The sequence below is a fragment of the Pseudomonas sp. WMBT8 genome (assembly GCF_050916005.1).
Taxonomy (GTDB): Bacteria; Pseudomonadota; Gammaproteobacteria; order Pseudomonadales; family Pseudomonadaceae; genus Aquipseudomonas.
Genome location: NZ_CP188096.1, coordinates 5,044,762 through 5,058,333, shown reverse-complemented (window position 1 = coordinate 5,058,333; position 13,572 = coordinate 5,044,762). Strand labels below are relative to the sequence as shown.

11 protein-coding genes are annotated in these 13,572 nt (G+C 61.7%); 9 read left to right on the top strand and 2 right to left on the bottom strand.

Translation table 11 applies throughout. From position 1 onward, the window contains the following. Positions 1-4: 4 nt before the first annotated feature. The 9 genes from murD (at position 5) to lpxC (ending at position 10,468) form a co-directional block, all read left to right on the top strand. Positions 5-1,351 carry a UDP-N-acetylmuramoyl-L-alanine--D-glutamate ligase gene (gene murD, locus ACO77H_RS22945; RefSeq protein ID WP_170056753.1) on the top strand — a complete coding sequence of 449 codons (1,347 nt, stop codon included), beginning with the start codon at positions 5-7 and terminating at the stop codon, positions 1,349-1,351. Beyond that, positions 1,348-2,571: a putative lipid II flippase FtsW gene (ftsW, locus tag ACO77H_RS22940; protein ID WP_154842205.1), complete on the top strand. Its 1,224-nt coding sequence runs from the start codon at positions 1,348-1,350 to the stop codon at positions 2,569-2,571. The genes murD and ftsW overlap by 4 nt, the downstream gene beginning before the upstream one ends. Beyond that, positions 2,561-3,631: an undecaprenyldiphospho-muramoylpentapeptide beta-N-acetylglucosaminyltransferase gene (gene murG, locus ACO77H_RS22935; protein WP_432754614.1), complete on the top strand. Its 1,071-nt coding sequence runs from the start codon at positions 2,561-2,563 to the stop codon at positions 3,629-3,631. The genes ftsW and murG overlap by 11 nt, the downstream gene beginning before the upstream one ends. Continuing rightward, positions 3,624-5,075 (top strand): UDP-N-acetylmuramate--L-alanine ligase, encoded by a 1,452-nt coding sequence (gene murC, locus ACO77H_RS22930; protein ID WP_432754613.1) that lies wholly within the window; start codon positions 3,624-3,626, stop codon positions 5,073-5,075. The genes murG and murC overlap by 8 nt, the downstream gene beginning before the upstream one ends. Further along, complete coding sequence (locus ACO77H_RS22925; protein WP_432754612.1) at positions 5,072-6,043, top strand: D-alanine--D-alanine ligase; 972 nt, start codon at positions 5,072-5,074, stop codon at positions 6,041-6,043. Before murC ends, ACO77H_RS22925 begins: the two co-directional genes overlap by 4 nt. 4 nt (positions 6,044-6,047) lie before the next feature. Further along, positions 6,048-6,914 (top strand): cell division protein FtsQ/DivIB, encoded by an 867-nt coding sequence (locus ACO77H_RS22920; RefSeq protein ID WP_169956346.1) that lies wholly within the window; start codon positions 6,048-6,050, stop codon positions 6,912-6,914. A gap of 15 nt (positions 6,915-6,929) precedes the next feature. Further along, complete coding sequence (gene ftsA, locus ACO77H_RS22915; protein ID WP_029297837.1) at positions 6,930-8,189, top strand: cell division protein FtsA; 1,260 nt, start codon at positions 6,930-6,932, stop codon at positions 8,187-8,189. Between the two features lie 64 nt (positions 8,190-8,253). Then, entirely contained in the window at positions 8,254-9,444 is a 1,191-nt protein-coding gene (gene ftsZ, locus ACO77H_RS22910; RefSeq protein ID WP_057444456.1) for a cell division protein FtsZ, read from the top strand. A gap of 112 nt (positions 9,445-9,556) precedes the next feature. Continuing rightward, positions 9,557-10,468, top strand: a complete 912-nt coding sequence (lpxC, locus tag ACO77H_RS22905; protein WP_029297841.1) for a UDP-3-O-acyl-N-acetylglucosamine deacetylase — start codon at positions 9,557-9,559, stop codon at positions 10,466-10,468. Positions 10,469-10,485: 17 nt separating this feature from the next. Here the strand turns inward: lpxC and ACO77H_RS22900 are convergent, their stop codons facing one another. Beyond that, on the bottom strand, positions 10,486-12,039 hold the full coding sequence (locus tag ACO77H_RS22900) for a sensor domain-containing diguanylate cyclase (RefSeq protein WP_432754611.1): 1,554 nt from the start codon (positions 12,037-12,039) through the stop codon (positions 10,486-10,488). Between the two features lie 84 nt (positions 12,040-12,123). Continuing rightward, complete coding sequence (locus tag ACO77H_RS22895) at positions 12,124-13,446, bottom strand: OprD family porin (protein ID WP_432754610.1); 1,323 nt, start codon at positions 13,444-13,446, stop codon at positions 12,124-12,126. Positions 13,447-13,572 lie beyond the last annotated feature (126 nt).

The window sequence follows — 13,572 nt, the reverse complement described above, 5'->3', positions numbered from 1 at the left end:
ACGAGTGTCCCTGATCGCTTCAGACCACTTCCGCATCGTTGTCGGCCTCGGCAAGAGCGGCATGTCCCTGGTTCGCTTCCTGGCGAACCGGGGCACGTCGTTTGCCGTGGCCGATACGCGGGAAAATCCACCGGAGCTGGTCACGCTGCGCCGTGACTACCCGCACGTGGAAGTGCGTTGTGGCGAGTTGGATATCGAGTTTCTGTGCCGTGCCGACGAGCTCTACGTGAGCCCCGGCCTGGCCCTGGCGACCCCGGCCCTGCAAGCGGCAGCGGCGCGCGGCGTGAAGTTGTCCGGCGATATCGAGCTGTTTGCGCGTAACGCCAAGGCGCCCATCGTGGCGATCAGCGGTTCCAACGCCAAGAGCACCGTCACCACCCTGGTTGGCGAAATGGCGGCTGCGGCCGGCAAGCGCGTGGCCGTGGGCGGTAACCTCGGTACGCCGGCGCTGGATTTGCTCAGCGACGATATCGAGCTGTACGTCATGGAGTTGTCGAGCTTCCAACTGGAGACCACCGATCAACTCGGCGCCGAAGTGGCCACCGTGTTGAACGTCAGCGAAGACCATATGGACCGCTACAGTGGCCTGCCGGCTTATCACCTGGCCAAGCACCGGATCTTCCGTGGTGCGCGCCAGGTAGTGGTCAACCGCCAGGATGCCCTGAGCCGTCCGTTGATGGGCGAGGGCCTGCCATGCTGGACCTTCGGCCTGAGCAAACCCGATTTCAAGGCCTTTGGTATCCGTGAAGAGAATGGCGAGAAATACCTGGCCTTCGAATTCCAGAACCTGATGCCGGTGCGTGAACTGAAAATCCGTGGCGCCCACAACCAGTCCAATGCCCTCGCGGCGTTGGCGTTGGGGCATGCGGTCGGCTTGCCGTTCGACGCGATGCTGTCGAGCCTGCGCACCTTCGCCGGCCTCGAACACCGCTGCCAGTGGGTGCGCGACCTGGATGGCGTGAGCTACTACAACGATTCCAAGGCCACCAATGTCGGCGCCGCGCTGGCCGCCATCGAAGGCCTGGGTGCCGATATCGACGGCAAACTGCTGCTAATCGCCGGTGGCGATGGCAAGGGTGCCGACTTCAAGGACCTCAAGGGCCCGGTGGCTGCTCATTGCCGTGCCGTGGTGCTGATGGGTCGTGACAGCGACTTGATCGCCGCCGCCCTGGGCGACACGGTGCCGCAAGTGCGCGCAACCTCCCTGGACGATGCCATCGCTCAGTGCCGCGCCTTGGCCCAGCCCGGCGATGCCGTGCTGCTGTCGCCGGCCTGCGCCAGTTTCGACATGTTCAAGAACTACGAAGAGCGCGGCCAGTTGTTCGCCCGCGCCGTGGAGGGCTTGGCATGAGTCTGGACCTGAAGAACATTATCAAGCCGTACCCATCGCCGATCATCACTGGGCGCGGGATCGACCTCGACTTCCCAATGCTCGCCGGTTGCCTGGCGCTGCTGGGCCTGGGCCTGGTGATGATCACCTCGGCGTCCTCGGAAGTGGCCGCCGTACAGTCGGGCAACACCCTGTACCACATGATCCGCCACCTGATTTACCTGGTGATCGGCCTCGGTGCGTGCATCGTCACCATGATGATTCCCATCGCCACCTGGCAGCGCCTGGGTTGGCTGATGCTGATTGGCGCCTTCGGCCTGCTGGTGATGGTGATCGTCCCCGGCATCGGTCGCGAGGTGAATGGGTCGATGCGCTGGATCGGCTTCGGCGCGTTCAACGTGCAGCCGTCGGAAATCGCCAAGGTCTTCGTGGTGATTTACCTGGCGGGCTACCTGGTGCGCCGCCAGAAAGAAGTGCGGGAAAGCTGGATGGGCTTCTTCAAGCCCTTCATCGTGCTGCTGCCCATGGCTGGCCTGTTGCTGATGGAACCGGACTTCGGCGCCACCGTGGTGATGATGGGCGCCGCCGCCGCGATGCTGTTCCTCGGTGGGGTGGGCTTGTTCCGCTTTGCCCTGATGGTTGGGCTCGCCGTGGCGGCCGTAACGATCCTGGTGCAGGCGCAACCCTATCGGATGGCGCGTCTGATCACCTTTACCGACCCCTGGTCCGACCAGTTCGGTTCCGGCTACCAGTTGACCCAGGCGCTGATTGCCTTCGGTCGCGGCGAGTGGCTGGGCGTGGGCCTGGGCAACAGTGTGCAGAAGCAGTTCTACCTGCCGGAAGCCCATACCGACTTCGTGTTCTCGGTACTGGCCGAAGAGCTGGGCGTGGTTGGCTCCCTGGTCACCGTCGGGCTGTTCGTGTTCGTCTGTGTGCGGGCCATGTACATCGGCCTGTGGGCCGAGAAAGCCAAACAATTCTTTGCCGCCTATGTGGCGTACGGCCTGGCCTTCCTGTGGATCGGCCAGTTCTTGATCAACATTGGCGTGAACGTTGGCTTGCTGCCGACCAAGGGCCTGACCTTGCCGTTCCTCAGCTACGGTGGCAGCTCGTTGGTGATCTGCTGTGCCTGTCTCGGCTTGTTACTGCGTATCGAGTGGGAGAGTCGAACCCATTTGGGCAGCGAAGAGATGGAATTCAGCGAGAGCGATTTTGCCGAGGAGCCGACCCATGGGCGCTAACGTGCTGATCATGGCCGGCGGCACCGGCGGCCACGTGTTCCCGGCGCTGGCCTGTGCCCGTGAGTTCCAGGCCCGTGGCTACACCGTGCATTGGCTGGGGACGCCCCGTGGCATTGAAAATGAACTGGTCCCGGCGGCCGGTTTGCGCCTGCATCTGATCAACGTCAGCGGCCTGCGCGGCAAGAGCAAATTGTCCCTGCTCAAGGCGCCGTTCGTGTTGCTCAAGGCTGTGTGGCAGGCGCGCAAGGTCATTCGCGAATTGAAGCCGGTCTGCGTGCTGGGCTTTGGTGGCTATGTCACCGGTCCCGGCGGTGTGGCCGCGCGCTTGGCCGGTGTGCCGGTGATCGTTCACGAGCAAAACGCTGTGGCCGGTACCGCCAACAGGCTGTTGGCGCCGTTGGCGGCACGGGTCTGCGAGGCGTTCCCGAATACGTTTGCGGCCATGGACAAGCGCCGCACCACCGGCAACCCGGTGCGTACCGAACTGTTCATGGACATTGCCCGCCAGGCCCTGGCCGGGCGCAAGGCGCATCTGCTGATCCTCGGTGGAAGCCTGGGCGCCGAGCCGCTGAACAAACTGCTGCCGCAGGCATTGGCGCAGCTGCCTGTGGACCTGCGTCCCGAGATCTTCCATCAGGCAGGCAAGAATCACGATGAAGTGACTGCCGCCCGCTATCGCGAGGCCGGTGTCGAGGCGACCGTAGAGCCCTTCATCAAAGACATGGCCCATGCCTATGGCTGGGCCGACCTGGTGGTCTGTCGCGCAGGTGCGTTGACCGTCAGTGAACTGGCCGCCGCCGGTCTGCCGTCCTTGCTGGTGCCCTTGCCCCATGCGATCGACGATCACCAGACCCGCAACGCCGAATATTTGGCCGGGGAGGGCGCTGCCTTCCTGCTGCCGCAAAGAACGACTGGCGCCGCCGATCTGGCCGCACGCCTGACTGAGGTTTTGATGCAACCCGAACGACTGAACAGCATGGCGAGCACCGCAAGCCGCCTGGCCAAACCCGACGCCACCCGCAGCGTGGTCGATATCTGCCTGGAGGTGGCCCATGGTTGAGAATCAAAAAGCCATGCCGCAACCGGAAATGCGCCGCATCCGTCGCATCCACTTCGTCGGTATCGGCGGCGTGGGCATGTGCGGGATTGCCGAGGTGTTGCTGAACCTGGGTTACCAGGTCTCCGGCTCCGACCTCAAGACTTCGCCGGTCACCGAGCGCCTGGAATCCTTCGGCGCGCAGATCTTTATCGGCCACCGTGCCGAGAACGCCGCGCAGGCTGATGTATTGGTGGTCTCCAGCGCTGTGAACACCTCCAACCCGGAAGTGGCCACTGCCCTTGAGCGGCGCATTCCCGTGGTGCCCCGCGCCGAGATGCTGGCCGAGCTGATGCGCTATCGCCACGGCATCGCCGTCGCCGGTACCCACGGCAAGACCACCACCACCAGCCTGATCGCCTCGGTGTTCGCCTCCGGCGGCCTGGACCCGACCTTCGTGATCGGTGGCCGGCTGAATGCAGCAGGTACCAATGCACAACTGGGCACCAGCCGTTATCTGATTGCCGAAGCCGATGAAAGCGATGCCAGCTTCCTGCACCTGCAGCCGCTGGTGGCCGTGGTCACCAACATCGACGCCGACCATATGGCGACCTACGACGGCGACTTCAACAAGTTGAAGAAAACCTTCGTCGAGTTCCTGCATAACCTGCCGTTCTACGGTCTGGCCGTGGTGTGCCTGGACGATCCGGTAGTGCGCGAAATCCTGCCGCTGGTCAAGCGTCCGACCGTGACCTACGGCTTCAGCGAAGACGCTGACGTGCGCGCGATCAATGTTCGCCAGCAAGGCATGCAGACGTTCTTTACCGTGCTGCGTCCGGATCGCGAGCCCTTGGATGTGTCGGTGAACATGCCGGGCAACCACAATGTGCTCAATTCCCTGGCGACCATCTGCATCGCCACCGACGAAGGCGTCAGCGATGAAGCCATTGTCGAAGGCCTGTCGGGCTTTGCCGGCGTGGGCCGACGCTTCCAGGTCTACGGCCAGTTGCCGGTAGACGGCGGCGACGTGATGCTGGTGGACGACTACGGTCACCACCCGACCGAAGTCGCGGCCGTGATCAAGGCTGTGCGTGGTGGCTGGCCAGAGCGTCGCCTGGTGATGGTCTACCAGCCGCACCGCTACAGCCGTACCCGCGACCTGTACGACGACTTCGTAAATGTATTGGCCGATGCCAACGTATTGCTGCTGATGGAAGTCTACCCGGCCGGTGAAGAACCGATCCCCGGTGCCGATAGTCGCAAGCTGTGCAACAGCATCCGCCAGCGCGGGCAACTGGACCCGATCTATATCGAGCGAGGCGTGGACCTGGCGCCGATCGTCAAGCCGCTGCTGCGCGCCGGCGACATCCTGCTGTGCCAGGGTGCCGGTGATATCGGCGGCCTTGCCCCTAAATTGCTGGCGAGCCCGCTGTTTGCTGCCGTCGCTGTACAGGGGAAGTCGAAATGACTGCGAATTACGCCTCCCTGTTCTCCACCATCGCACCTGCCGACTTCGGTCGCGTGGCCGTGTTGTTCGGCGGCAAGAGTGCTGAGCGTGAAGTCTCGCTCAAGTCCGGCAATGCCGTGCTCCAGGCGCTGCAAAGTGCCGGTGTGAATGCCTTTGGTATCGACGTGGGCGATGACTTCCTCGCCCGCCTGCAGGCCGAGAAGATCGACCGCGCCTTCATCATCCTGCACGGCCGTGGCGGTGAAGACGGCAGCATGCAGGGCCTGCTGGAGTGCGCCGGCATTCCCTACACAGGCAGTGGCATCCTCGCTTCGGCCCTGGCCATGGACAAGTTGCGCACCAAGCAGGTGTGGCACAGCCTGGGCATTCCGACGCCGCGTCACAGCGTTCTGTGCAATGAAGACGATTGTATTTCTGCAGCCAAGGAACTGGGCCTGCCTTTGATCGTCAAACCAGCCCATGAAGGCTCCAGTATCGGCATGGCTAAAGTGAACTCGGCCGCCGAATTGATCGACGCATGGAAAGCGGCAAGTACCTACGATTCGCAAGTGTTGGTGGAACAGTGGATCCAGGGTCCCGAGTACACCATCGCCACCCTGCGTGGCCAGGTATTGCCGCCCATCGCATTGGGCACGCCCCACACCTTTTACGACTACGACGCCAAGTACCTGGCCTCCGATACCCAGTACCGGATCCCGTGCGGGCTCGATGCAACCAAAGAGCAGGAATTGATGGACCTCACGGCGAAAGCCTGTGAGGCGTTGGGTATCGCCGGTTGGGCGCGGGCAGACGTGATGCAGGATGACCAGGGGAACTTCTGGTTCCTGGAAGTCAATACCGCGCCGGGTATGACCGACCACAGCCTGGTGCCCATGGCTGCACGTGCGGCCGGCTTGGACTTCCAGCAATTGGTGCTGGCGATCCTGGCGGCCAGTTATGTGGCCGGTAATGAAGAGGCACGAGGTTAAGACCATGCAAGGCGCATCGCTTCGTCATCAGCAACCCGCTCCCGGCCGCAAGCCGGTGCCGCGTGGTGCCAGTCGAATGGTGGCTAAAGAGCCGATGTCGGCGCGCCTGCCGAAAGCCAACTTTGGTTTTCTCAAGGCCCTGTTCTGGCCGGTGCTGTTGGTGGCGTTGGGCTTTGGCACCTATGAAGGTGCACAGCGCCTGTTGCCGTATGCCGACCGCCCGATCACCAAGATCAGCGTGCAGGGCGACTTGAGCTACATCAGCCAGCAAGCGGTGCAGCAGCGGATCGCGCCTTTTGTTGCGGCGAGCTTCTTCACCATCGACCTGGCCGGCATGCGTGCCGAACTGGAACAGATGCCGTGGATTGCCCACGCCGAAGTACGGCGCGTGTGGCCGGATCAAGTGACGATCCGCCTGGAAGAACAACTGCCCGTGGCCCGTTGGGGCGACGAAGCGCTGTTGAACAACCAGGGCCAGGCGTTCAACCCGCGTGAGCTGGCCAACTACGAGCATTTGCCGCAGTTGTTCGGACCACAACGGGCACAGCAGCAAGTGATGCAGCAGTACCAGGCGTTGAGCCAGATGCTGCGGCCACTGGGCTTCTCCATTGCGCGCCTGGAATTGCGCGAACGGGGCAGCTGGTTTTTGACCACCGGGGCAGGCAGTTCCGGCCCGGGCATCGAGTTGTTGCTGGGACGCGACCACTTGGTGGAGAAGATGCGCCGCTTTATCGCCATCTACGACAAAACCTTGAAAGAACAGATTACGAACATTGCGAGCATCGACCTGCGTTACGCCAACGGCCTTGCCGTTAGCTGGCGCGAACCGGCTGCGCCCACGACAGCGCAGCCCGCTGTCGCGAAGAATTAAGAAGAGGCAGGACCCATGGCAAACGTGCAAAGCGGCAAAATGATCGTCGGTCTCGATATCGGCACCTCCAAGGTGGTGGCGCTGGTAGGCGAGGTCGCGGACGACGGCACGCTGGAAATCGTCGGAATCGGCACGCATCCGTCCCGGGGCCTGAAGAAGGGCGTGGTGGTCAACATTGAATCCACCGTGCAATCGATCCAGCGCGCCATCGAAGAAGCGCAACTGATGGCCGGCTGCCGGATTCACTCGGCGTTCGTCGGTGTGGCGGGCAATCACATCCGCAGCCTGAACTCCCACGGCATCGTGGCGATTCGCGACCGTGAAGTCAGCTCGGCCGACCTTGAGCGCGTCCTCGACGCCGCCCAGGCTGTGGCGATCCCGGCTGACCAGCGTGTGCTGCACACCCTGCCGCAGGACTACGTGATCGATAACCAGGAAGGCGTGCGTGAGCCCCTGGGCATGTCGGGCGTACGCCTGGAAGCCAAGGTCCACGTCGTGACTTGCGCGGTGAATGCGGCACAGAACATTGAAAAATGCGTGCGCCGCTGCGGCCTGGAAATCGACGACATCATTCTCGAGCAACTGGCTTCGGCCTACTCGGTCCTGACCGACGACGAAAAAGAGCTGGGCGTGTGCCTGGTGGACATCGGCGGCGGCACCACCGATATCGCGATCTTCACCGAAGGTGCGATCCGTCACACCGCGGTGATCCCGATTGCCGGCGACCAGGTGACCAACGACATCGCCATGGCGCTGCGCACACCGACCCAGTACGCCGAAGAAATCAAGATCCGCTACGCCTGCGCCCTGGCCAAGCTGGCCGGTGCCGGTGAAACCATCAAGGTGCCGAGCGTGGGCGACCGCCCACCGCGCGAACTGTCGCGCCAGGCCCTGGCCGAAGTGGTCGAGCCGCGCTACGACGAACTGTTCACCCTGATCCAGGCTGAACTGCGCCGCAGTGGCTACGAAGATTTGATCCCGGCCGGCATCGTGCTGACCGGTGGCACCTCGAAGATGGAAGGCGCGGTCGAACTGGCCGAGGAAATCTTCCACATGCCGGTCCGCCTGGGCGTGCCCCATGGCGTCAAGGGCCTGGGCGACGTGGTGCGCAACCCGATTTATTCCACCGGTGTGGGCTTGCTGTTGTATGGCCTGCAAAAGCAGACCGACGGCATTTCCCTGTCGGGCATTGGCAGCCGCGAAAGCTATAGCAGTGACGAGCCCAAAGCGCCGTTGCTGGAGCGCCTGCAGGCTTGGGTGAAGGGCAATTTCTAAAGATTTACCGCAACACCGTTTCAAGTAGTAGGCGAAAAAACTAGAGAAATGAAGGAGAGGGAAAATGTTCGAACTCGTAGACAACATCCCCGCAAGCCCGGTTATTAAAGTAATCGGTGTCGGCGGTGGCGGCGGCAACGCTGTCAACCATATGGTCAAGAGCAACATTGAAGGCGTTGAATTCATCTGCGCCAACACTGATGCCCAGGCGCTCAAAAGCATCGGCGCGCGGACCATCCTGCAATTGGGCACAGCCGTGACCAAGGGCCTGGGCGCTGGCGCCAATCCGGAAGTCGGCCGTCAAGCCGCCCTGGAAGACCGCGAGCGTATTGCCGAAGTGCTGCAAGGCACCAACATGGTGTTCATCACCACCGGCATGGGCGGCGGTACCGGTACCGGTGCGGCGCCAATCATTGCCGAAGTGGCCAAGGAAATGGGGATCCTGACCGTCGCAGTCGTGACCCGTCCGTTCCCGTTCGAAGGCCGCAAGCGCATGCAGATCGCCGACGAAGGTATCCGTCTGCTGTCTGAAAGCGTTGACTCGTTGATCACCATCCCCAACGAGAAACTGCTGACCATCCTCGGTAAAGACGCAAGCCTGCTGTCGGCTTTCGCCAAGGCTGACGACGTACTGGCCGGTGCCGTTCGCGGTATCTCCGACATCATCAAGCGTCCGGGCATGATCAACGTCGACTTTGCCGACGTACGTACGGTCATGAGCGAAATGGGCATGGCGATGATGGGCACTGGCTGCGCCAGCGGTCCTAACCGTGCACGTGAAGCGACCGAAGCGGCCATCCGCAACCCGCTGCTGGAAGACGTGAACCTGCAAGGCGCACGCGGCATCCTGGTGAACATCACCGCCGGTCCCGACCTGTCCCTGGGCGAGTACTCCGACGTGGGTAGCATCATCGAAGCCTTCGCTTCCGAGCACGCGATGGTCAAGGTCGGTACCGTTATCGATCCGGACATGCGCGACGAACTGCATGTGACCGTGGTTGCCACAGGTCTGGGCGCAAAAATCGAGAAACCTGTGAAGGTTATCGACAATACCGTGCACACCAGCCAGGCCTCGGCCGCCGCTCCAGCACCTGCTCGCCAGGAACTGCCGTCGGTGAACTACCGTGATCTGGATCGTCCGACCGTGATGCGCAACCAGGCCCAGGCCGGTGCTGCGGCGTCCCGTAGCCCGAATCCGCAAGATGATCTGGACTACCTGGACATCCCGGCTTTCCTGCGTCGTCAGGCCGATTAATGGAATGTATCAGGGCTATGAAGGTGATTGGTGTTCAGCAAAGGTCTGGTCTGCTATTATCGCCAGCCTTTGTTGATACCAGTTCGCAATTTGCGCTGAAGCGGTCCAAGCCATGATTAAACAACGCACCCTGAAGAATATTATCCGTGCCACAGGTGTAGGTCTGCACTCCGGGGAGAAGGTATACCTGACTCTCAAGCCCGCACCTGTCGACACCGGCATCGTGTTTGTTCGTGCCGACCTGGACCCTGTGGTGCAGATTCCTGCTCGCGCGGAAAACGTTGGCGAAACCACCATGTCGACCACATTGGTCAACGGTGACGTCAAAGTGGACACGGTGGAGCACTTGCTCTCGGCCATGGCTGGCCTGGGCATCGATAACGCCTACGTCGAGCTCTCCGCGTCTGAAGTCCCGATCATGGATGGTAGCGCTGGACCTTTCGTATTCCTGATTCAATCTGCCGGCCTGGAAGAACAGGACGCAGCCAAGAAGTTCATTCGCATTCTGCGGGAAGTGACAGTAGAAGACGGCGACAAGCGCGCCACCTTCGTCCCGTTCGAAGGCTTTAAAGTGAGCTTTGAGATCGATTTCGATCACCCGGTATTCCGTGACCGCACCCAAAGTGCAAGCGTGGATTTTTCCAGCACTTCGTTTGTAAAAGAAGTCAGCCGCGCCCGTACCTTTGGTTTCATGAGTGACATCGAGTACCTGCGCAAGCACAACCTCGCACTCGGCGGCAGCGTGGAAAACGCCATCGTGGTCGACGCGGATGGTGTACTGAACGAAGACGGCCTTCGCTATGAAGACGAATTCGTGAAGCACAAGATCCTCGATGCAATTGGTGACCTCTACCTGCTGGGCAATAGCCTGATAGGCGAGTTCAAAGGCTTCAAGTCGGGCCATGCACTGAACAACCAGCTCCTGCGCAAGTTGATTGAGCAGAAAGACGCTTGGGAAGTCGTGACCTTCGAAGATGCCAGCACCGCACCGATCTCTTACATGCGTCCCGTTGCGGCGGTGTAAGTAACAACTCTCTTTCTTTAGTTTTTAAAGGCTGCCTTCGGGTGGCCTTTTTTTATTGGCAAACATCCCGCTGTAGGAGCCAGCAGTGTGGCCGCATCGACCACGCGGTTGCGCCCACTATTTTTCGCCTCATACAACGCCCGGTCAGCACTGAGCAGCAACTGCTCCAATGACGCGCTGCTGCGTTTGTCCCAGGTGCTCAAGCCGATACTCACCGTAACTGGCTCACTATCACCCGCAACCGGCGGCAAGTGCTGGATCCCCTGGCGGATACGCTCAGCAATCGCCCAGGCACCGCTGGCGTCGGTATGCGGCAGGATCACCGCAAACTCTTCACCGCCATAGCGCGCCGCGAGGTCGGCCGGGCGGCGGATGTGGCTGCCAATCACCTGTGCCACGCTGCGCAACGCTTCGTCGCCGCCCTGGTGGCCGTGGCGGTCGTTGAAGGCCTTGAAGTGGTCGACGTCGATCATCAACAGGGCCAAGGGCTCGGTCGAGCGGCGCGCGCGCTCCCATTCCAGTGTCAGGCGCTGGTCGAGGATGCGGCGGTTGGCCAGGCCGGTCAGGCCGTCGGTGGCTGCCAGTTCTGACAGTACTTTCTCGGCCCGGTAGCGACGCCGCAGTTCCAGGCGCAACATCCAGCTCAGCCACAGCAGGCCCACACACAACACCCCGGTGGCCCCCGCCGTCAGCCACGCGGCGCGTTGCCAGGCGGCGAATACATCGTCGCTGGCCAAGGCCACTACCACGATCAATGGCAACCGGCCCACATTGGTAAAGGTGTAGAGCCGTGGGGTGCCACTGATCGCAGAGATGGCCCGGAAGCTGCCGCTGCCTTCTTGCAGCATGCGCTTGAAGTTGGGGCGTGAGCTCAGATCCTTGTCGATCATGTCCCTCTCGAGCAGGGGTTGCTGGGCCAGCAGGATGCCCTGGTTGTTCAGCAGATTGATGGTGTTACCGCTGCCGATGGTCAGGCTGCTGAACAATTGGTCGAAATATGCCAGGCGCATGGTCGCCACGGCCACCCCGGCAAACTCACCGTCGGGCCCGGTCACGCGGCGGCTGAAGGCGATGCGCCAGATCTGCTCGCAATCACAGCGGATCTTGAACGGGCGGCTGATAAACAGCCCGGCGTCGGGGTTCTGTTGATGGACCTGGAAATAGTCGCGGTTGGCGAAGTTGCGCCGCGTGGGTGCCAGTGTGGATGAGTCGGCAAGCACCGCGCCCTGGGCGTCCAGCAGCAAGACTTCGCCTTTGTACGGCGCCGCAGTGGACTGGTCGAATTGCAGTTGGTGCCGCACATCGCCCGGCAGCCCTGACATGTCCTTGCCGGCTGCCGCAATCAGGCCTTGCAACGCCAGGTCATAGAGCTCGACGTTGCGCAGCACATCGGCATTGATCAACTGGGTGATATTGCTGGTGGAGCGCTGGGCGGTCTGCAGTGTGCTGGCATGTTCGCGGATCAGCAGCACGGCAACGATGATCAGGATCAGGGTAACTGTGAGACCACTGCCCAGAATCAGCAAAAGCTCCGGGCGTGCAGGCAGGTTAAGGGCGCGGCGTTGACTCATCGGACTGACTTCGGCGGTGACGATGATGGCAGTTTAGTTCCGCGCGCCTTAAATTAAGTCATTGGCGAAAAAGATAATTGGCCGTCAGAACACATTGATCGGGTAGTCGATGATCACCCGATACTCATCCACATCGCGGTCCACCGCCGAGTAGCCATTGCTGCCTCGGTTGGTAGCCCATTGCAGGCGCACCGCCAGGTCCTTGGCCTTGCCGCCCTGCACCACGTACTTGAGGTCGATATCGCGCTCCCAGTGCTTGGCGTTCTTGCCATCGGCGCTGTACCAGGCCGAGTAGCCGCGGCTGTTGGGGTCGACTTTGGTGAGGTCGGTCTTGCCGCTGATGTAGGACACCGCCGAGGTCAGGCCGGGTACGCCAAGACCAGCGAAGTCATAGGCGTACTTGAGTTTCCACGAGCGCTCGTTGGGGCCGTTGAAGTCCGAGTATTGCTGCGAGTTGTCCAGGTACACGCTGTCGCCCTGGGCGATGTAGTCGAACGGCGTGTTGCCATTGACCCGCTGGTACGCGGCCGTGACGCTGTGATTGCCCACGCCCACGGTGAAATGCAGGCTGTAGGTGTTGTTGTCGATATCCCCCAGCAGGGCATTGCCGGTGTCTTGGGTGTGGTAGAAGTGCAGGCCCGGGTTGAGGCTGACCAGGTCATTGAGCGCGTAGGTGTAGTCCAGGTCGTAGTAGTACTGGTTCCACACGTCCTTGAGTTCGGAGGCGTACAGGTTGCTGGTCAGCCCTGGCAGACCGCTCCACGCCACGCCGGCCCAGTTCATGTGCTGGCTGTCCTGGCCCTTGGGCAGTGCGCCATAGCTGGTGCCGATGCGCCCATGGCCACTCTGGTTGTAGAGCTTGGCAAAACTGGCCTGGCCGCCTTCGAACATCCAGCCGTCAAGGCTGTGGTTGGTCAGGCTGACGCCACGAAAGGTCTCGGGCAGCATGCGCGTCATGCCGCCAGCAATCACCGGGTTGTTGAGGAACAGGTCGCCGGCCTTCAGCTCGGTATCCAAGGCGCGGATTTTCAGGGTGCCGCCACCGGTAGAAAACGAGCCCGGCGCTTTGCCGCTGCCGCTGCCGTACGGCAGGATGCTGGAGCCGTCGGTACCGCCACCGCCGTCCAGCTTCAGGCCGAGCATGCCATGCAAATCCAGGCCCAAACCCACGGTGCCCTGGGTGTAGCCGGATTCGAAGATGCCGAGGAAGCCTTGGCCCCACTCTTTGCTGTCGTTGATGTGAATGTCGCGGCGGTCGCGATTCATGTAGTAGTTGCGGGTGTTGATGGTGAGGCTTGAGCCTTCGACGAATCCGTCGGCGGGAGGGGCATCTGCTGCAAGGGCGAGCGGGGAGATAGTTGCTGCAATCGCGAGGAATAACGGGGTGAATGTCAGCGCGGGTTTCACCGGGGGAGCTCCTTTGGGTAAGTCTGAACGGCCAATGTCGTGGGGTGTTCCTGGCCTTTTTTACGGCAAAAAAAAGCCGCTGAAGTCAGCGGCTTTAAGACAGATTCCCAGTGTAGAGCCCTGGAA